Below are 19,710 nucleotides of genomic sequence, written 5' to 3' on the forward strand. Positions count from 1 at the left end.
GACGGCCCTGATGCCGCGCCACACGATGCCGCTGGAGACTGTTGCCGTCACCGTGCCGGAGGCAGCTCTGGAAACGTTCGAGGCGGCGCTGATCAGTGCCTGCGAAACCGTCGGCTTCTTCCGTGACGACGAAACCGGCGACTGGCGGCTAGAGGGTGTCAAGCGAATTGGCGTCAAGGATGCCGAACTGGCTGCATCCATTGCCTTGGCCGCCGCGGTCACCGGAATATCGGCTGAAGTGGCACATGTTCCGACACCGGCGGATGGCTGGCTGGCCCATAGCTACGCGTCATTTCCCGAACAACTGATCGGCCGCCGCTTCGCCGTGCGTGGCACTCATCTGGCCGGACCACCAAAGCCCGCTCGGATCAGCCTTGTTCTGGATGCCGGCGTCGCCTTCGGCTCCGGGGAGCATGGCTCGACCCGCGGCTGCCTGCTGGCGCTGGAAGCGGTCGCTCGCCGGCGTCCGCGCCGCATCCTGGATCTGGGGACTGGGTCCGGCATCCTGGCAATGGCCGCCGCCGCGCTGCTGCACCGTCCGGTGCTCGCAACCGATATCGAGCCATGGTCGATCCGGGTCGCGCGGGAGAACGCGGCTCAGAATGGGCTTTCCCATCTGGTGCGGCCGCTCCTGGCGAATGGCTGGCACGACCCATCCGTCCGCGGTCCGTATGACCTGATCTTCGCCAACATTCTCGCTCGGCCGCTCTGCGCCATGGCGAAGGATCTGGCGTCGAACCTGGCCTTCGGCGGGACGGCGATCCTGGCCGGGTTGCTCGCCAACCAGGTACGCTGGGTGCTGGCCGCGCATCGTCGCCAGGGCCTGCGCCTGGAGCGGCTGATCCCGCAGGGAACCTGGACCACGATCGTGCTGCGCAAGTCGGGGGTCCGCTAGCCCGAACTTTGCTGTGTTTTTGAGCCATCCGGTTGATTACCAAGGAAACGTGCCACGAACGTAGTCAAGCATTTGGCGAATTTCTCCTTGACACAGGCCGAACCGGTTTGATTCTATGCCTCATGCACATCGCCAAGGTCCCAAACCGTAACGCCAAACCGTCCTTCCTCCTGCGCCAAACCTATCGCGAGGACGGCAAGGTCAAGAACCGCACGCTGGCCAACCTCTCCAAGCTGCCGGTCGAGCGCATCGAGACTCTGCGTGCTGCCCTGCGTGGCGACCCGCTCGCCCCGGTTGGTGACAACGGCTTCGAGATCCGCCGCTCGCTGCCGCATGGCCACGTGCTTGCGGCGCTGAGCGTGGCACGGCGCATCGGCCTCGACGATCTGCTGCCGCGCCGCGCCCCGCCGCGCCGCCGTGACCTGGCGCTGGCGCTGATCGTCGCCAGACTGCTCGACCCGGCGGCGAAGCTGGCGACAGCGCGCATGCTCGACAGCGCCACCGCCAGCCACTCGCTGGGTGAAAGCCTCGGCCTTGGCTGCGTTACCGCCGGCGAAATCTACACCACCCTCGACTGGCTCGGCAGCGAGCAGGCCTTCATCGAAAACCAACTCGCCCGCCGCCATCTGAAGAACGGCGCGCTGGTGCTCTACGACGTCACCTCCACCTACCTCGAGGGCCGCTGCTGTCCGCTGGCCCACCACGGTTACAGCCGCGACAGCCGTGGCGATCGGCCGCAACTGGTGATCGGCCTGCTGTGTGCCGCGGATGGTTGCCCCGTGGCGGTCGAGGTGTTCGAGGGAAACACCGCCGACCCGGCCACCGTCGCGGCGCAGATCAGCAAGCTGAAGCAGCGCTTGCGGCTGCGCCACGTGGTGATGGTCGGCGACCGCGGCATGCTCACCGCCGCACGGATCGAACAAGCCCTCCGCCCCGCCGGCCTAGACTGGATCACCGCGCTGCGTGCCCCGGCGATCCGGCAACTGGCGGAAGGCGGACAGCTGCAATTCTCCCTGTTCGACACCCGCGATATGGCTGAGATCAGCAGCCCGGATTATCCCGACGAACGGCTGGTGGTGTGCCAGAACCCGCTGCTGGCGGCGGAACGCCAACGCAAGCGTGACGCGTTACTGGCGCTGACCGAGGCCGACCTGAGCAAGATCCAGGCCCGGGTGACGCGCGCGAAGAACCCTCTGCGCGGGGCTGGGGACATCGGCCGCGCGGTCGGCGCTCTCCTGGGCAAACGCAAGATGGCCAAGCATTTCGCGTTGACCATCACCGACGCCGCATTTGACTTCACGCGCAAGGCCGAAGCGATCGCCGATGAAGCCAGGTTCGATGGCTTTTACGTGCTGCGCACCAACCTCCCCGCCAAGCAGATCGATACCGCCGGGACCGTGCGGGCCTACAAAGCCTTGGCCCAGGTAGAGCGCGCGTTCCGCTGCCTCAAGAGCGTCGATCTGGACCTGCGGCCGGTGTTCCATTGGACCGCGCCGCGGGTACGCGCGCATGTCCTGCTGTGCATGCTGGCGTATTACCTGGAGTGGCATATGCGCCAGCCGCTGGCGCCGATGTTGTTCGACGATCATGACCGCGCGTCGGCCGAAGCAGAGCGGACGTCGCCAGTGGCCAAGGCCAAGGTCTCCAAGGCGGCTTATCGCAAGGCCTCGACGCAGCGCGTGGTGGACGCTAGCGGCGAGCTCCAGCCGGTGCACAGCTTCCGCACCCTGCTGGGCGATCTGGCAACATTGGCCCGAAACACCGTCTGCTTCGCAGGGCAGAAGATGCTTACCGTTCAGACCACCGCAACGCCGATACAGCGCCGCGCACTCAGTCTGTTGGGGGTCGAATTGACGGCAGCGTAGACAGCAAGCAGGTGGGGTCCGGAGTCGGATCAATGACTTACGTCGAAAAGACGGTAAAGTTCAGGCTAGCAACGGACCCGAAAGTTCGCTTCAGCATAAACTCGATGCTAGGTAAGTTTGCTGGCGGCAGATAGATGCACGAGTTGATACGCGCCGAAGCCCTATGCTGTCGCAAGAGACGACCGTTCTCCGGCTCGTGCATCAAACGTTGGTTTTCTGCACCTGGTCCATGGCGGTAATCGCCCTCATTTGTGGGAAGCGGACAAGTTCTCCCGCTTTCAGGCCTGATGCCAAGGGTGCAGGATCACGCCGTGACGACCTGCTGGGCCGCCGCGAAGATCTCGCGTGCGCGCGTCGTCCCCGCGACGTGCTCAGTGCCCCCGACTCCGAGGTCCATCCATCCTGCGTTCACGGCCTCGAACATTTCTTCGGCGGGCTCGGTGTGGCCCTTCGGGATGCCGAACTGCTCGAACGCTTCAGCCCACCCTGCACGCGGGACTGCAAAGGCTTTCACGTCGAGCTTCAGGACTTCACCCAATTGCTCCGCGACTTCATCCGCGCTGACCATCGAACCAAGCTCGATGACGCGCTGCCCTGACCAGGCTGGTCTGGTCAGAAGGGTTGCGACCTCCGCGCCGATGTCGTTCGTCGCGACCATGGTCGATTTCCGGTTTGTCGGATTGTAGTAGACCGGCAGCGTTCCGCCCTGGGCGACCTGCAAGCCGTAAAGGAAGTTTTCGAAGAAGCCGCCTGCGCGCACAAGTGCGATTGGGGTTGTCAGGCTGCAAAAACCTTGCTCCAGAAGCGCCAAGGCCGTGATCATCCCGAGCCCGCTGATCCTGTTCGCTCCCATTGACGAGAGTGCGACTACCCGCGGCGGCGCTGCCTTGGTCAGCGCCTCCATATAGTTTGCAATCACGCCCTTTGCTTCTTTGTAGTCAGGCGAGGGTGCCCATACAGAAGGCAACATGACAAACGCACCTTCAACGTCTTTGAGCGCCCGCTCGATGGCCGCTGAGTCATTCCAATCACCGTCTACCAGTTCCACGCCCTGGCTTGCCCAGTTCGCCGCCTTCTCGCGGTTGCGGACCAGCGCGCGCACTTTCGTGCCGTGCGCCAATAGGTGTTTCGCAGTTGCGCCGCCCACCTTCCCCGTGATTCCCGTTACCAAAAACATGCGTCTTCTCCTGAGCTTTAGGGACCTAACAATGCCCTGTTGGTTCAATGGACGAGTGGCAGAACTGGCAGAACGGCCCGGATACGGGGATCGCGCAGATAGAGGCCGCCCCATGTCATCGCGCCCAGAAGCAGCGAAACAAGTTCCGGCTGCGATCCCAACTCACCGATGCGGACATGGGCGCAGATCGCGCCTCCCAGAAAACCAGTCACCAGGATCGCGCCTAGGGCGGAGGTGGCCGGAATGGCATAAAGGATGGCGCAGGCGAGTATTATCGGACCCACGATGCGGGTCAGGTCCATCGTGAACCCGGTTTCCTGCAACATGCTCGCGATCCGTGCCGGCGCGAGAAGCTGAATAGTTCCATCTGCCACCAGAGCGACAACGACGAACGCGCTCATCATCCGGCCGGCCCACAGGGCGCGATGCAGCTTCATGGTTTCAGGCACCTGATGTAGGCTCATGGTTTCGGACACTTGTCGTTCTCCTATAGGGGTTCTCATTCTCAAGACTTACTGTGCCTCTTAGGTATGATAAACACCGGGAAACCGAACTCACTGTTCTCTCTGCGGTGAACAATACCGAAGTACGAAAATGCAAAATCTCGAACCCATCCGCATTTTCATAACGGTAGCGGAAATGGGGAGCTTCACCCGCGCAGCCGATAGCCTGGGCCTTCAAAAGGGAAGGGCCTCAATGGCAGTCCGGAAGCTGGAAGAAGATGTCGGCGTCAGACTCCTGCACCGGACCACGCGCAGCGTGCAGTTGACGGAAGACGGACGGGTGTTTCATGCACGTGCCCGCGATCTGCTTGCTGACGTTGATGACCTGCACTCAATGTTCGCAGGCGATCGAGTGGCACTTCGCGGGCGCTTGCGGGTTGACCTGCCGAGCGAGCTGGCGCGCACGACTATCGTGCCGGCCTTGCCGGCTTTCATGGCGACTTATCCCGAGTTGGAGCTGGAGGTGTCGAGTACGGATCGGCAAGTTGATCTGGTTCAAGAGGGGTTTGACTGCGTATTGCGACTTGGACCTATTGGGGACGAGACGCTGATCGCCCGCCCGCTGGGCAAGTTGCGCATGGTCAACGCTGCCAGTCCTGCCTACCTGGCGCGCTATGGCGTCCCTCGATCGCTAGAAGATCTGCAGCATCAGGAACATCGGGCAATTCATTTCGCGAGGACGCTCGGCGCAAAACCCTATGGATGGGAGTATCCGCACGGTGACAGCTATGCGACGCTTCAGTTGCGAGGTGCGCTGCACGTTAACAGCGTACAGACCTACGAAGCCGCTGGTGTCGCCGGTATTGGCTTGATTCAGGCACCACTGTTGGCGATCGGCCGTTACTTGGAGAGTGGAGCGTTGATAGAGATCCTACCCGATTTTCAGCACAAGCCGCTCGTCGTCTCCCTGGTAGTGGCGCATCGGCGCAACCTGTCGCGCCGAGTCCGCGCATTCATGAAATGGATCGAAGATGTGCTTTCGCCCTACGTGGAATAGCAAACGGACCGCTTCGTCCGGCTCTCGAAATTACCATGGTGAAGGCATATCTGCTGGCGGCGGGCGGCGGTCCAACAGAATGCGACACTGTGGGTGTATCTGAATCAAACGCTCGGGTCTGTTGCTACCGGACCCCAAGTCCGCCCATTGCTGATTATTGGCGCCGCGGGCTAGGCGCCCACTACGCCGTAGATCTATCCCAGTGCGGATCCTGCCTTCACCCAGGCTGGTGCCATTCATTAACATGAGCAAGGTTGTTCGCGATCGTTAACAGCCGACGCGTGGAGGCTTTCGCCTCCACGCCCCGACATAATAGCTAGTTCTTTCGAAGTGCGATCAGCAAATGAGGCAGCCGCACCATTAAGCACAGCAGTTTTGTCCGCCAATCCAGATCAGCCCTGGCTGTTTGGATCCACCGTCACACCCACGAACACCGGCTGACCATTGCGGATCACCCGCAGGGCCAACGCGTGATCGCTGCCGGACAGGGCGCCGCGCATCGCCGTTGCCGCCTCGGCCGGGGACTTCACCGCGTGCATGCCAACGCCAACGATGACATCCCCAGGCTGCAGACCGGCTGCGTCCGCCGGTGAGCCAGGACGCACACGCTGCACCACCGCGCCATTCGTGCCATCCGGCACATCAAGCTGGTTGCGCATGTCTGGTGACAGCGGCGCCAGCGCCAGACCCAGTTCAGCATGATGCGGATTGGCCTGGGCGTCGTTGCTGGCGGTCTGCTCGTTCGGCATCGTGCCGACCTTGACCGTCATGTCCTTGCTCTGGCCGTCGTGCAGGACGGACAGATGCGCCTGATCACCCGGCTGAATGCTGGCGACGTTCACCGCGAGCTCGCGCGGATTGGCGATCTTGGTGCCATTCACCGACTCGATCACGTCGCCCGGCTGCAGGCCAGCCGCGGCGGCGGGACTGTCGGGCTGCACGCCGGCCAGCAGCGCGCCGGACGTGTTGGCCAGGTGCAGCGCCTTCGCGGTGGGAGCCGTGATCTGCTGCGCCTCGACCCCGACATAGCCACGCACAACCTTGCCGTCCTCCTGCAGTTCGGCCGACACGGTGCGGATCATGTCGGACGGAATGGCGAACCCGATACCGACCGAGCCGCCCGTCGGCGACAGGATCGCCGTGTTCATGCCGATGACCTTGCCGTCCTGGGTGAACAGCGGTCCGCCGGAGTTGCCCTGGTTGATCGGCGCGTCCACCTGGATGAACTGGTCATACGGGCCGTCGCCAATGTCGCGGCTGACGGCCGAGACGATGCCGGCGGTCACGGTGCCGCCCAGGCCAAACGGGTTGCCCATCGCGACCACCCACTCACCCGGCTTGACGTCACGCGAATTGCCGAGCTGGATGTATGGCAGCGGCTTGCTTGCATTGACCTTGAGGACGGCGATGTCGGTCCTCGGGTCACGGCCAATAATCTTGGCCGGCAATTCGGTGCCATCATCCAAAGTAACACTGACGCTCTTCGCGTCCTTCACCACGTGGTTGTTGGTAACGATCGTGCCGTTGGCGTTGATAATGAATCCGGAACCACGTGCCTCGACAGCGTGGGGAGTCTGTTGCTGGCCGTGCGGGATCATCTGGCTGAACGGAAAGGGCAACTGCGGCATCCCCTGCCCCTGGCCCTGCCCATCCTGGTCCTCTTCCAGCGCCGCCGGCGTCGCACGGAACTTCGTGGTGATGGAGACAACCGCGGGCTTCACCTGCGTGACCAGGCTGGTGAAATCAGGCAGCGTGTGCGGCTGAACCTGCGTGCCGGGCGGGTTGACCGGCGTGACATCATCGGCCCAGGCGGTGTGGCCGAGGGCCAGGCCGCCCAGGCTGGTGCCACCTAGCAAGGTCGCCGCCAAGGCAGCGCGGCGCCACGGCCGCACCGCGGAACGTCGTGTTGAAGGGAGTTCGGTTTTTGTGTCCATGTTCGCATCTCCGTCGCTTGTCACTGGATTGGTGTATGAATTCGGTGCAGGGTGGTCCGATTGGACCGCACGAAAGACGATCATCAGATACGGATGCGGAGGTGACTGTTCTCTAGGCGGAGCAATTAAACTCGAGTCATGCAGGTTACGGCTTGGTCAGGTACGCAGGCCTGTTGAGGAACAACCGGCTACGCAGCGCCCATGGCAATGGCGAAAAGGCTCGTTTGTCCAAGCACGCGCGGCCGACACGCCCGCTATTCCAGATATCGCTTTCGCAAATGCGCCTGAAACGCCGATGGATCCAGCACCCGCCCCGTCGACTGTTGTAGAATCTCATTGAATGTCAGCCGGCTGCCGACGCTGTGCACGTGCTGGCGCAGCCAACCCAGTAACGGTGACAGATTACCCTGGCCAAGCGCGTCATCCAGCGCGTCCACCTGCGCCCGCGCCGCCATCATCAACTGCGCCGCGGCCATCGCGCCCAGCGTATAGCTGGGGAAGTAGCCGAACGCGCCGTCATACCAGTGGATGTCCTGCAGGCAGCCCTGCGCGTCGTCGGGCGGCGTGATTCCCAACAAGGCCTGAAGCGCCTCATTCCAGGCACCGGGCAGGTCGCGGACACTCAGTTGGCCGTCGATCAGCGCGCGCTCCAGCCGGAAGCGCAGGATCACATGGGCCGGATAGGTCATCTCATCCGCATCGACACGGATGAAGCTGCGCCGCACCCGGCGCAGGGCACGCCCCAGGTTTTCCGGCCGGTAAGGCGCCGGATCGCCACCGAACGCATCGCGCAGCCGGCCGCCCATCCAGCCGAGGAAGACATCCGACCGGCAGGCCTGCATCTCGAAGATCAACGACTGGCTTTCATGCATCGCCATGCCCGCCGCCTCGCCCACCGGCAGCCTTGCATACCGCGTCGGCAGGCCCTGCTCATACAAGGCATGGCCGGTTTCGTGGATCACGCCCATCAGCGCGCCGGCGAAGTCCGCTTCGTCATATCGGGTGGTGATCCGGACATCCGTCGGCGTGCCGCCGGAAAACGGATGCGCCGACTGATCCAGTCGGGCATGGTTGAAGTTGAGGCCAAGCCGTTCCGCGATCGACCGGCACAAGCTCTCCTGCGCCGCGACCGGAAACCGGCCGGCTGGCCGTACCGGTTCGGCTTGGCGCGCCTGACGCGCTTCCGCTTCCGGCAAGGCGGTTGCCAGGAAGGCTTCATAGGCGGCGAAGACGGGCGCCACATCCTCGGCCCTGATGCCAGGCTGATAGCCGTCCATCAGCGCGTCATAAGGCGACAGCCCCAGCGCCGGCGCCAGGTTCGCGGCGGTCTCGCGGGTCAGGTGCACGACCTCGGCCAGATAGGGCGCCACCTGAGCGAAGTCGGCGCTTTGGCGTGCGATCCGCCAGACCTTCTCGCAGGTGGCATTGGCCTTCGCCTGGGCGACCACCAGGTCCTCCGGCACGGCCTTGGCGCGGACATAGGCGTGTCGCATCAGCCGCAGATTGGCGTTGTCCCACGGGTCGCCCCCCGGGTCGCCCCCCGGGTCGGCCGTCTCCGCTGCCGCCAGATCCTGTTCGATCTCGGGTGCGGTCAGGTGCTGGTGGCCGAGGCCGGCGAGCAGGGCAAGCTGGTCGCCACGCGCCGGACCGCCGCCAAGCGGCATGACAGCGGAGGCATCCCAGCCGAGCAGGGAGGCGCATTCGCCGATTAGGGCGATCCGGCGGAAGCGTTCGGCCAGGCGATCGTAAGGGGTCATGTGCGGGAAGGCTTTCGTGCCCAGACAATGAAGATGACAATCAGCGCGACCGCCAGCCCATACCACGTGATCGCGTAGGTCAGGTGATTGTTCGGCGGTCGCGGCAGTGTCTGCGCAGGGACCGGGTACTCGATCGAGGACGCCGGTCCCAGGGCGATGAGCGTGAATGGCAGCGGCGCCGGCAACCTCAGTGCCATGGCGATGGTAGCGGTGTCGAGCGTATAGAACTGCCGTGTCGCCAGGTCGTCCACCGGACTGAACCAATGCGGCTTTTCAGTCGGACGAACATAGCCGGCGACGGTAACCTGTCCGGGCGGATCATCCAGCGGCGCCTGCCGCATCTGCGGCACCCAGCCGCGATCGACCAGGATCGGCGGCGCGTCGGCGCGCTCCAGCGGCACGATCTGATAGTTGCCCATCGTGGGTCCGGCGCTTGTGTCGCGCACCTCGGCGCCGAACTGGGCGGCGAGGTCATAGCGAAAGCGGCCGGTCACGGCGATCTTGGTGTAGGGCTGGGGATCGGGTTGCAACGGGATGGGCGGCGCGGCTTCGGCCACGGCGATCCGCGCCATGATCCTTTCCTTCCAGTGCAATCGATAGACCTGCCAGGTGCCCAGGCCGATCAGCATCGCCAGCATGACCACGACGGTGACGCCGGGGATCAGGAACCGTCGTCTGGCCGGCTTCACAGGCCCATCTCGGATGAACGATAACGATACTGCTGCGCGATCAGCGCTGCTTTTGCCAGCCGGATCAGCCAGATCGCCAGCGGGATCGTCACAACGGGCCAGAGAATGGCGTGAACCCAAAGCGGCGGATTGAAGCGAAACTCCACCCAGAATGCCAGCGCGACAATGAAGGCGCCCAGCACCATGATCACGCCGGCGGCGGCGCCGTCACCGGTATCGACCTGCCGAAAGTCCAGTCCGCATGATCCGCAGGCCGGCCGGATCTCCAGCAAGTTCTTGTACAGGCGACCGATGCCGCATCGCGGGCATCGGCAGCGCAGGGTGGTCAGAAGGAAGGACGCCTTGCTGTCGGGCGCCGGTCCGGGATTATTCGACGGCAATCTGGCCGGCGCCGTACCAGTAGATGCAGACGAAAAGGAACAACCAGACGACATCGACGAAATGCCAATACCAGGCAGCCGCCTCCAGCCCGAAATGCCGCTCCGGCGTCAGTTGGCCGGCGCGGGCGCGGAACCAGCAGACGATCAGGAAGCAGGTGCCGACAATCACGTGGAAGCCATGGAAGCCAGTGGCGAGGAAGAAGGTGGACGAGTAGACACCGCCGCCGCTGAACTTGAAGGGGGCGTGCGAATACTCGACCACCTGGCACAGGGTGAAACTAAGGCCAAGTAGAATGGTCAAACCCAGGCCCTGGATCAAGCCCTTGCGGTTGCCGTCCAGCAGACAATGGTGCGCCCAGGTCACGGTGGTGCCCGACAACAGCAGGATCATCGTGTTCAGGATCGGCAGGTGGAACGGATCAAACGTATGCACGTTCGTTGGCGGCCAGACCGTTTGGCCGTTCCCCTGGGTATCCGGGAAGATGAGAAAATTGAAATAGGCCCAGAAGAAGCCGACGAAGAACATCACCTCGCTGGCGATGAACAGGGTCATGCCGTAGCGCAGGCCAAGCCGCACGATGGCGCTGTGGGCGCCCGCAACACGGCCTTCCCGCAGAACATCGCGCCACCAGAAGAACATGGTGGACAGGATGGTCAACGCCCCCAGCACCAGCACGACGTAGTTGCCGAAATGCGCCGCCAGGATGATGCCAAGGACGGTCAGAAAACCGCCAATCGCCCCAATGATCGGCCATGGGCTGGGGTCAGGCAGATAATACGGTTGCTTTATACCGGAGATCACCGGAACCGGTGCACCGTGCGCGTCACTGCTCATGCCATGTCCATATCAACTGCCAGGTAAACCGCCCCAAGGAGACCCTCGGCTTCGGCAGGCGCATAAACGCTAAAACCCGACCGAGTTCAAGGGGCGACGGTTGAAGATGGCTTGTTGCAGCCGCCGTCGAGGCTGGACGCGCCGGCATTGGCGCGCTTCCGGGCTGACTGTAAACAGTCAGCGCGCTCTATCATTTATCTGATCGCATGATTCACTTGCTTTGAACGTTCCGCTTCGCCTTGCCGTGCTGGGGGCCGATGTCGGGCCCCCAGCAGCGGCGCAAGCCTGGATCGAGCGGGATGTCGCGGCTGGAGCGGCTTTGACTATACGCTGCACGGGACGTTGACGCTGTCTGATGGCGTTATGTCCGCGCTGGGCGTGCTGATCCTGGCCGGCTCGGCTCTGTGGACCGTGACCGGAACCTGCCCGGTTTTCCCCAATGACAGCAGCAGCGCCGAGCCGGCCGGTCCGGCGGTAACGTGATGCTGCCCCCGCTGCTCAGAACTCCGCCCCGAAGCCAAGCAGGCTGCGCAGGTCCTGCCCTGTGAAGCCATCTGGGGTGGCGTTATTGATCGCCGCCTGGAACAGCAGATAGGTGTCCCGGGAAAGTGTCTGCGCGGCGCCGTATGCGCCGGGCAAAGCCGCCCGCAGCTCATTGGGAATAAGATCATCGAGAAGCGCGTTCAGCATCGGCTGGGCACGTGGATCGCCCGGCGTGCTCACCAGTTCCGCCGCCCCTTGCGCCGTGCTGTAGTCATAGAACTCCGATTGCGTGGTTCCCGCCTCGATCTGCCCAGTCACGGGATTCCACTTCGAGTAGGTTCCCAGCTTCGTCGTCTGCGTCCGCAGGCCAACGATGTGCAGCGGCGAGTCGTTGAAGTTGTAGAAGCCAGGGACAAGTTCGTCCGTCGCGAGAAGCACGTAGGGCCGGCCCGACGCCGAAGCGGACCGCAGCATTGGCACCATGTCGTGGCGTCCGCCGTAGATCTCGGCGAGGTGGCCCCTCATCCAGGCGCGGCTGCCGTTATGACCGAGGCTGACCAGAAACGCCATCATATCCACCGAAGAGGTCAGTTCCGTCCGGACCGTGTCGTTATCCCCCGTGAACCGGCCGCTCGGGTCCACGACAATCAGCGGGATGTGGAACGGCTCCTCATAGACGCTGCCGACCTTGCCGGCGACGAAGCCGTGCGCACCATTATACTCACCGTGATCCGAGCCGAAGATGATGACCGTGTTCTGCGCCACGTCCTCCGACAAGGCGCCAAGAACCTCCCCGATCCGCTGGTCCACGATGCTCATGACGTTCGTGTAGGAGTCGAGGTTGCGCTGCCAGTAGCTGTAAGGGGCGATCCCGACGCCGACATTCGGCGCCTCGCCTGGATACTGCTGGATCGTGAAATCGGTCTGGCTCGGGTCGTTGGCAATGCCGCCCCACACCGCGTCCGAGAACGTACGGGCGAAGAACTGAGTCGAAGGCTTGTTCGCCTGGATGCTCGCCGCCGACTCCCAGTTCGGCGGCAGCGTGGGATAGCCGAGCGGCGGTGGCGCCTTGAGCGGATCGTCGTCCCAGGACACGATCGGCGGATTCTTCGTCGTAGAGTAGCTCAGGAGGGGCTGCAAGGTCGAGCTCGGCGGGAACATGTCGTTGTAGGTCTGGAACTCGGTGCCGGCCCAGAAGAATTGCTGGTCATGGGGGTTGACGAGCCCGACGGTGAGGCACCAGGGCTGGTCGCTGGCTTGGCGCGCGCTCAGATACTGCACCGCCTGGTTCGTGATGTATTGGTCGTTCAGGTACCCCTCGGACTCGTTGCCAACCGTGGCCTGCAGGTTGGCGCCGTCGGGGTCTGGATAGGTAAGACCTTCAAAGCCGTAGATCTGGAGCCGCAAGGCGGCGTTCTTGCTGGGCAGGGATGCGTGCCACTTGCCGATGTAGGGCGTCTGATACCCGGCTTGCCGGAGGAGTTTCCCATAGGTCGGGTAAGCCGGGTTCAGTGACGGCGTTGGCGACCTGTGTGCAAGCCCGAGACCGTTCTTGATCGTCTGCAGCAGCCAACTCTGCTGGCTGTAGAGGCCCGAGATCAACACGCCGCGCGACGGCGAGCAGGCCGAGGCAGCGGTGTAATGGCTCCCGAACTTCACGCCCCTCTGCCAGAGCGAATACACGTTCGGCATGAAGCGGGCCAGGAACTCGTCTACGCTGGTCACGCCAGCCGGGAAGACGGAGGGAAACCTGAGTTCATCAACCAGGATGAACAGGATGTTTGGTTGCGGTCCCGGCACCGGCGCCGTTGTCTGCGCGAAACTCTGCTGCGTTGGAAAAGCCGCGCCGACTGCTGCGCTGCCTGCCGACTTGAGGAAGTCTCTACGGTCCACGTTCAATCCCCCTCAGGTTGTTGCGCCACCTGCCCCTTAGATATATTTCTCTAACGCGCTTCAAGGCGGTCGACAAGGCGAGGTCGGGATGAAGCCTTCGCCCAATCACTTGACTGTGTTGCTCGAACCAGTTGCGAAGCGCCAGATCATTTCTGGGCTGACCGGAAATAGCCTTCATGGCGGAGAAAGTTGGCGCATTCCTGTCGTGTGAAGCAGGTGACAAGTTCTCCTGGAGCGTTCCACAACGCTTGGACGGTTAGCAGCTTCTTGGCCGCGGCAAGGCCTTCAGCTTGGCGAAAGCCATCTCGATCGGGTTCAGGTCTGGGCTCTAGGGTGGGATGAACGGCAAGCTGGCACCGGTTGCCCCGCGCACGCCGGCGACTTTGTGCAAGTAGGGTTGTCCATGATGACGGCATCATCTTTGCGCAGGATGAGGACGAGGACCTGTTTGACGTAAGCCACGAACATCGCATCGTCGAATACGGCTGGCGCTGTCAGGCCATCGCAGCGCAGGGCGGCGCTGAGGGTGGAGGTCTTCCAGTAACCATGCGGGACGGCATCAACCAGACGCTGGCCGCATGGTGAGCGGCCATGAAGGCGGCTCATGTTGGTCTTCGTCCAGGCGCATGGCTGCGATTCCAGTCAGGTCGGACTTGCTCTAACGGGCCCTGGTCGGCGCAGGCAGGCGGTTTTCAGGGTGCAGGGCCTGCATCGGTCAGCCTTGCCACGGACCGACAGCCCGATGCCCGGTTTTACGGCGCGGTGCATGGGCCTTGATCCGGCTATGACATCCGAGAGCCTCGGGCGGCGGCAATGAGACATAATAAGCTTTCGTCACGATGCTATTCATGTAATATCGATATTAACACACTTTGGAATTTAAAGTCGGATATAATTCAATATGTTTCCGCTAAAAGACGAAAATGCTACCATTTTGACAAAACAACAGACCGATCAGCTACTTTTGCCTGCTTCCGGTTCCGCCACGACCGGCAATCCCGTCACGCGACGCTCTGCCATGACGAGGCAGGCCCTGATCGGTGCCGCGATGGGGTTTGTTTTGAACGCACGGCGACACGGCAAGGTGTCGCCGGCCGGTGGCGCGAGCTATCTGCGTGCGCTTTTAAGTGATCTGGAAGGTTGCCGCCGGCTGGGGCGGCAGTACCTGAACATTCATCCTGAGGAAGCCGACATCGGACTGCTGGCCGCCTCGCTCTGTGCCGGAGCTGATCGGTGTTGGCCGGATGGCCCCGCGGCGGTTCGGCGGAACGTCGCCGAACGCCGAGCTGCGGATTTCACCGCCGGCCGGATCACCCATCTTGATGGCTGGCTCCTGGCACAGACCGAGGCACGCGCCTGCGCGCTCGTTGCACTGACCTGACGCCATGCTGATCGATTTTCGCTCGGCCGATATTGGCGCGGCGCTTGAGGTCGATGTCTGCATCGTCGGTGCCGGGGCCGCCGGCATCGCGATCGCGACGTCGCTGATCGAAACCCATCACCAGGTGTGCGTCCTTGAAAGCGGCGGTCTTGATTTCGAGGCGGAGACGCAGGCCCTGTATGAGGGCGAAGCTGTCGGCGTGCCTTGGGGTACCGACCTGGCAACCTCGCGGCTTCGCTTTTTTGGCGGGACGACCAATCACTGGGGCGGTGGCTGCATCCCGCTCGACGAAATGGACTTTCGGCAACGACCGTGGGTTCCCCACAGCGGCTGGCCAATCTCGCGGTCGGACCTCGACCCCTGGTACGACCGGGCCCGTCCGGTCCTCCATATACCGGACATCCCGTTCGACAACGCGGCGGTGCTCGCCCGCACTGCTCCCCCGTTCCAGTTTGATCCCGATAAGCTTGTCCATCGATACGATTTGCCAAGCCAACAGCCGCGGTTGGGCCCGGTCTATCGCGCCAGGCTTGAACGGGCAGCCAACGTCCGCGTGCTGCTGCACGCCAACCTGATCGCGTTCGCCACGAACAATGCCGCGAACGCCGTTTCCGAAGCCCGCATACGAACATTGGAAGGCAAGAGCGGATTGGTGCGCGCGCGCTATTTCGTCCTGGCCTGCGGGGGGATCGAAAACGCTCGCCTCCTGCTGCTCTCCAATGCCGTCAACCCGCAAGGGCTCGGCAACAGCCACGACCTGGTTGGCCGCTTCTTCATGGATCACCCCAGCGGAAAGTTGGGCACGATCACCTCGGACGCGCCCGCTCGCCTCGCCGATCCCTACAACCGGCAACTGGAGGTGCCTGGAGTCCCACACCCTGGGGAGATCAGCCTTTCCCGGACCATTCAGGAAAGGGCGCGCCTGCTCAATGGACGTCTGCGGCCGCAGGATTACGAGGAATCTCCACCGGATGGCGTTCTTGCGGTCCGCCAGTTCGATGCAGGCCTGCGGGACGGTCATTTTTCCGGCGGATTGGCAAATGAGGTCTGGCGGATGGCCGCGGATCTCGGCGACATCGTGCCGGGCATCTATCGCAGGCTCCTGGGCCGACCCGTGGTGCCACTCCATCGCATCGACTTCGAGGGATTTTTCGAGCAGGCGCCCAATCCGGACAGCCGTGTCAGCCTGGCCGATACCATCGACGCGCTCGGGCAGCAACGGGTTCGGCTGGATTGGCGGCTCACCGAGCTGGATAGGCGAACCTACCGGGCCGCGGCCGACATCTTTGGCAGCGAACTCGCCAGGCTAGGCCTGGGCAGGGTGCAGCTTGATCCATGGCTGCGGCCGGGCGCGGATGGGGGTGTCGACGGAAACCCGGAGATCCAGGGTGTCGCTCATCATCTCGGCACCACGCGTATGTCGGACGACCCGCGGAAAGGTGTCGTTGATCCCGACTGCCGGATCCACGGCATCGACAATCTCTATGTCGTGGGCGGATCGGTATTTCCCGCCGGCGGCTGGGCGTTCCCAACCTTCACGATCGTCGCCCTGGCGCTGCGGCTGACAGACCATCTGACGCAAAGGCTGAACGCCGGATAGGCTGCGCAACCGGTCGACAGCGGTCGGCGGCATACCACGCAGGCACTTCCGGCTCGAGCGTCTCGTCCAGTTGTGGTCTTTGTGATCGGCCTGCCGGAAAGCGGGGATTTCTAACTTCCAGAATTCCCGGCAGAAACATGGCTCGATCGCCTCCCAACGGGTGATCTTCGACAAGAATGACGATCTGGGAGAACATCCATGGATTCCGCGCTTGCCCACGCCAGCCCTGCCGCTCCGCCTTTCATCGACAAGATCGAGCGGGAAACCATGCGGCGCGTTGCCCGTCGCCTGATCCCGCTTCTGATGGTGTGCTACTTCGCCGCCTATCTCGATCGGGTGAATGTCGGCTTCGCTGCGCTGACCATGAACAAGTCGCTTGGCTTTTCGTCCGCCATCTTCGGCATCGGCGGCGGCATTTTCTTTTTCGGCTACTTCCTGTTCGAGATCCCAAGCAACCTGATCCTGTCAAAGGTGGGCGCCAGGCGTTGGATCGCGCGGATCCTGATCACCTGGGGCGTGATCTCGGGCATAACCGCTTTTGTAACCGGCACCTGGTCTTTCCTCGGCATCCGCTTCCTGCTCGGCCTTGCCGAAGCCGGCTTCTATCCCGGGATCATTCTCTACCTGACATGGTGGTTTCCATCATCCTACCGGTCGCGGATCATCGGCATCTTCATGACGGCGATTCCGATCTCCATCGTCACCGGTTCGCTGGTGTCGAGCCAGATCATCAGGCTGGGTGCTTGGGGCGGCCTGGAAGGATGGCAGTGGCTGTTCATCCTGGAAGCCGTGCCCGCGGTCATACTCGGTTTCGTCGTCTTGATCTACCTGACCGATGGGCCCGAACAGGCGAGCTGGCTAGAGCCAGAGCAGCGCGACTGGCTCGTCAGGCGCCTGGCAGCCGAGCGCGCGCAGCGTGAGGCCATCCGGCACTACAGCCTTGGCGAGACGCTGCGAAACACACGGGTCTGGCTGCTCACCCTGGTGTATTTCGGCCAGAACGTGAGCGGTTACGGACTGGTTCTTTTTCTGCCGCAGATCGTCAGCCGTTTCGGCGTCGGCGTCGGCATGAACGGGGTGATCAGTGCATTGCCCTTCGCGGCCGCGGCCATTGCCATGGTTGTGTGGGGCCGCCACTCGGATCGTACCGGAGAACGCAATCTGCACGCCGCCGCAGCATGCTTCCTGAATTTTGCCGGGCTGGCGGTCTGCGTCTTCCTGCAGGACCCGACGCTGATGATGATTGCGCTGATCCTGGGGCAGATGGGCAACTCAGCCATTGCCCCAACCTTCTGGACGCTGCCGACCGCGATGCTTTCCGGCACGGCCGCGGCCGGCGGCATTGCGCTGATCAACGCCGTAGGCAACCTTGGCGGGTTCTTGGGACCTTACCTGATGGGTGTCATCAAGGATGGCACCGGCAGCTTCAGCCTCGGCCTTTTGGCCATAGCCATGGGCGCGTTGGTCTCAACCATTGTGCTCGTAGCACTCGGCCACGATCGTCGCCTCGAGGAAGTGCCGGACACGGCAGGAAAGGGCAGTCCGGTGACTGCCCGATGATCGAGGCATCCGCGGCCGTTATGACAGACTGGGATCAGTTCGCCCGGGACTTAGCATCCGCGGCCGACATCGGTCCGACATGGGGTCCGGCTTTCGCCAAGCCGCCCGCTTTCGCGGCATCGTCCAGGGAGCGGAAGAACGTGTAGGACAGGGTGATCACCTTCACGTCGCTGGTGTTTGGATCGCTCCGGATAGCGGGGTCGACCCAGAAGCTGACCGGGAATTCCATGCTTTGGCCGCCCGCCAAGGTTTGCTGGTTGAAGCAGAAGCAGGCGGTCTTGTGGAAGTATTTTCCAACTTTCTCGGGCGTGACATTGTACAGCGCCATGCCTGTGACGGCGTGATCGGTCTCATTGCCGGCATGATAGAAAGCCACCTGCTCATCGCCGAGCTTCAGGTCGACCTCGGTCTGGTCGGGAGCGAATTTCCACGGAAGGTTTGAGTTGGTGTCGGCATTGAAGCGGACGCGAATGGTCGCTCCATTGCCGCCCGGCGCGGCCGCCAGGCCGATGCTCGGCGTTCCGCCGTAACCGGTTGCCGAGCAGAACAGGCGGTATAGCGGCACCGCGGCAAACGACATGCCCACCATCAGGCAGATGATTGTCGCCACCGACCAGCCAACAAGAAGATTACGGCTGTTTCGAGTCATTCAAGGATGCGCCATCTTGACGATCGTGATCGCGTAGAACAACGCGCATAACCCTAATAGCACCACCAGGATGGCCCAGCTTCGGCCACGTCTGCGTCGCGTGATCTCGGCCAGTGGCCCTCGCTCCCGGTCCGACAGCGATGGATCTTCAACCATCCGGACATCATCCCACAAGACGGTCGACTGCCAGCGTCCCAAACAACGCGAACAGATAGATAATCGAGTATTTGAAGGCGCGCTTTGCCGGCGCATCATTGGTCAAGCTGTTGCCTTTCTTGTCCTGACAATCGCTCAGCGTGGCATAGGTGCGCTGCAGGAAAATCAGGCCCAGCAGGGTCGCGGCGATGCCGTAGGCAATGCCGCTGAAGCCAACCATGACGGGTACCAGGCTTAAAGGAACCAGCACGATCGAATAGATAAAAATCTGCCGCCTGGTCTCCCGCGCGCCAGCGGTTACAGGCAGCATCGGCACGTTCGCCCGCTTGTAGTCATCGTTCGCCCACAGGGCCAGCGACCAAAAATGTGGCGGCGTCCAGATGAACACAATGGCGAACATGATCAGCGGAACCAGATCGACCGACCCGGTCACGGCTGCCCAGCCGATGACCGGCGGAAACGCCCCGGCCGCACCGCCGATCACGATGTTCTGCGGCGTACGGCGCTTCAACCATACCGTGTAGATGAACACGTAGAAGCAGATCGACAGTGCCAGCACCAGTGCGGCTGGGACATTGACCGCCAGGCCCATCACGATGACCGAGCCAACCGCCAACGTGATGCCGAACGCCAATGCGCTGCCTGGTTCGATCCGGCCGGCGGGAATCGGCCGGTTCCGGGTCCGCCGCATGATTGCGTCGATATCCCGGTCATACCACATGTTGATCGCCCCGCACGCGCCGGCGGCAACGGTAATGCACAGGATCGCCGTCAGAGCCAGGACCGGATTGAGGTGTCCGGGCGCAACAAGCAATCCGATCAGGCCGGTAAAAACCACCAGCGACAGGACTCTTGGCTTCAGCAGCGCGATCCAGTCCCGGTAATCCGCCTCCTCGGCTACTTGCGCGACCAATCCATGAGGACCCGCCTGCTGGCTTAAGGCCGGGGAGTTGATG

The 19,710-nt window shown here is 62.9% G+C and carries 17 protein-coding genes; 6 read left to right on the top strand and 11 right to left on the bottom strand.

The window, feature by feature from the left end:
- The first annotated feature begins 10 nt into the window (after positions 1-10).
- Entirely contained in the window at positions 11-895 is an 885-nt protein-coding gene (locus tag ACQY4S_RS23275; RefSeq protein WP_428487572.1) for a 50S ribosomal protein L11 methyltransferase, read from the top strand.
- Between the two features lie 122 nt (positions 896-1,017).
- Positions 1,018-2,760, top strand: coding sequence for an IS1634 family transposase (locus ACQY4S_RS23280; protein ID WP_428483124.1), 1,743 nt, complete (start codon positions 1,018-1,020; stop codon positions 2,758-2,760).
- Between the two features lie 304 nt (positions 2,761-3,064).
- On the opposite strand, the gene ACQY4S_RS23285 is transcribed toward ACQY4S_RS23280, so the two are convergent.
- Together ACQY4S_RS23285 and ACQY4S_RS23290 are read right to left on the bottom strand one after the other, a co-directional pair.
- Positions 3,065-3,937 carry an NmrA family NAD(P)-binding protein gene (locus ACQY4S_RS23285; RefSeq protein ID WP_428487573.1) on the bottom strand — a complete coding sequence of 291 codons (873 nt, stop codon included), beginning with the start codon at positions 3,935-3,937 and terminating at the stop codon, positions 3,065-3,067.
- A 44-nt stretch (positions 3,938-3,981) separates the two neighbouring features.
- On the bottom strand, positions 3,982-4,413 hold the full coding sequence (locus tag ACQY4S_RS23290) for a DoxX family protein (RefSeq protein ID WP_428487574.1): 432 nt from the start codon (positions 4,411-4,413) through the stop codon (positions 3,982-3,984).
- 118 nt (positions 4,414-4,531) lie between these two features.
- Between ACQY4S_RS23290 and ACQY4S_RS23295 the strand changes: the two genes are divergently transcribed.
- Positions 4,532-5,437, top strand: coding sequence for a LysR family transcriptional regulator (locus tag ACQY4S_RS23295; protein WP_428487575.1), 906 nt, complete (start codon positions 4,532-4,534; stop codon positions 5,435-5,437).
- 392 nt (positions 5,438-5,829) lie between these two features.
- Here the strand turns inward: ACQY4S_RS23295 and ACQY4S_RS23300 are convergent, their stop codons facing one another.
- The 6 genes from ACQY4S_RS23300 to ACQY4S_RS23325 all read right to left on the bottom strand — a co-directional run bounded on the left by ACQY4S_RS23300 (position 5,830) and on the right by ACQY4S_RS23325 (position 13,408).
- Positions 5,830-7,371 (bottom strand): Do family serine endopeptidase, encoded by a 1,542-nt coding sequence (locus ACQY4S_RS23300; RefSeq protein WP_428487576.1) that lies wholly within the window; start codon positions 7,369-7,371, stop codon positions 5,830-5,832.
- Between the two features lie 254 nt (positions 7,372-7,625).
- Positions 7,626-9,128 (bottom strand): carboxypeptidase M32, encoded by a 1,503-nt coding sequence (locus tag ACQY4S_RS23305; RefSeq protein ID WP_428487577.1) that lies wholly within the window; start codon positions 9,126-9,128, stop codon positions 7,626-7,628.
- Positions 9,125-9,817: an SURF1 family protein gene (locus tag ACQY4S_RS23310; protein ID WP_428487578.1), complete on the bottom strand. Its 693-nt coding sequence runs from the start codon at positions 9,815-9,817 to the stop codon at positions 9,125-9,127. The genes ACQY4S_RS23305 and ACQY4S_RS23310 overlap by 4 nt, the downstream gene beginning before the upstream one ends.
- Complete coding sequence (locus tag ACQY4S_RS23315; RefSeq protein ID WP_428487579.1) at positions 9,814-10,197, bottom strand: DUF983 domain-containing protein; 384 nt, start codon at positions 10,195-10,197, stop codon at positions 9,814-9,816. Before ACQY4S_RS23315 ends, ACQY4S_RS23310 begins: the two co-directional genes overlap by 4 nt.
- Positions 10,184-11,032 (bottom strand): cytochrome c oxidase subunit 3, encoded by an 849-nt coding sequence (locus ACQY4S_RS23320; RefSeq protein WP_428487580.1) that lies wholly within the window; start codon positions 11,030-11,032, stop codon positions 10,184-10,186. The genes ACQY4S_RS23315 and ACQY4S_RS23320 overlap by 14 nt, the downstream gene beginning before the upstream one ends.
- Before the next feature lie 498 nt (positions 11,033-11,530).
- Positions 11,531-13,408, bottom strand: coding sequence for a sulfatase-like hydrolase/transferase (locus ACQY4S_RS23325; protein WP_428487581.1), 1,878 nt, complete (start codon positions 13,406-13,408; stop codon positions 11,531-11,533).
- A 1,018-nt stretch (positions 13,409-14,426) separates the two neighbouring features.
- On the opposite strand from ACQY4S_RS23325, the gene ACQY4S_RS23330 reads away from it, so the two are divergent.
- From ACQY4S_RS23330 to ACQY4S_RS23340, 3 genes are all read left to right on the top strand, one after another.
- Positions 14,427-14,789 (top strand): hypothetical protein, encoded by a 363-nt coding sequence (locus tag ACQY4S_RS23330; protein ID WP_428487582.1) that lies wholly within the window; start codon positions 14,427-14,429, stop codon positions 14,787-14,789.
- A 4-nt stretch (positions 14,790-14,793) separates the two neighbouring features.
- Positions 14,794-16,389, top strand: coding sequence for a GMC family oxidoreductase (locus ACQY4S_RS23335; RefSeq protein ID WP_428487584.1), 1,596 nt, complete (start codon positions 14,794-14,796; stop codon positions 16,387-16,389).
- 198 nt (positions 16,390-16,587) lie between these two features.
- A complete protein-coding gene (locus tag ACQY4S_RS23340; RefSeq protein WP_428487585.1) occupies positions 16,588-17,949 on the top strand; it encodes an MFS transporter in 1,362 nt (453 codons plus the stop codon).
- Between the two features lie 34 nt (positions 17,950-17,983).
- Here the strand turns inward: ACQY4S_RS23340 and ACQY4S_RS23345 are convergent, their stop codons facing one another.
- Genes ACQY4S_RS23345 through ACQY4S_RS23355 form a run of 3 tightly spaced genes read right to left on the bottom strand, consistent with a single transcriptional unit; the run spans position 17,984 to position 19,667 of the window.
- Positions 17,984-18,598, bottom strand: coding sequence for a cytochrome c oxidase assembly protein (locus ACQY4S_RS23345; protein ID WP_428487586.1), 615 nt, complete (start codon positions 18,596-18,598; stop codon positions 17,984-17,986).
- Positions 18,599-18,754, bottom strand: coding sequence for a hypothetical protein (locus ACQY4S_RS23350; RefSeq protein ID WP_428487587.1), 156 nt, complete (start codon positions 18,752-18,754; stop codon positions 18,599-18,601).
- Positions 18,755-18,761: 7 nt separating this feature from the next.
- Positions 18,762-19,667: a heme o synthase gene (locus ACQY4S_RS23355; RefSeq protein ID WP_428488486.1), complete on the bottom strand. Its 906-nt coding sequence runs from the start codon at positions 19,665-19,667 to the stop codon at positions 18,762-18,764.
- Positions 19,668-19,710: the final 43 nt, after the last annotated feature.

This window comes from Rhodopila sp. (assembly GCF_965276935.1).
Classification (GTDB): Bacteria; Pseudomonadota; Alphaproteobacteria; order Acetobacterales; family Acetobacteraceae; genus Rhodopila.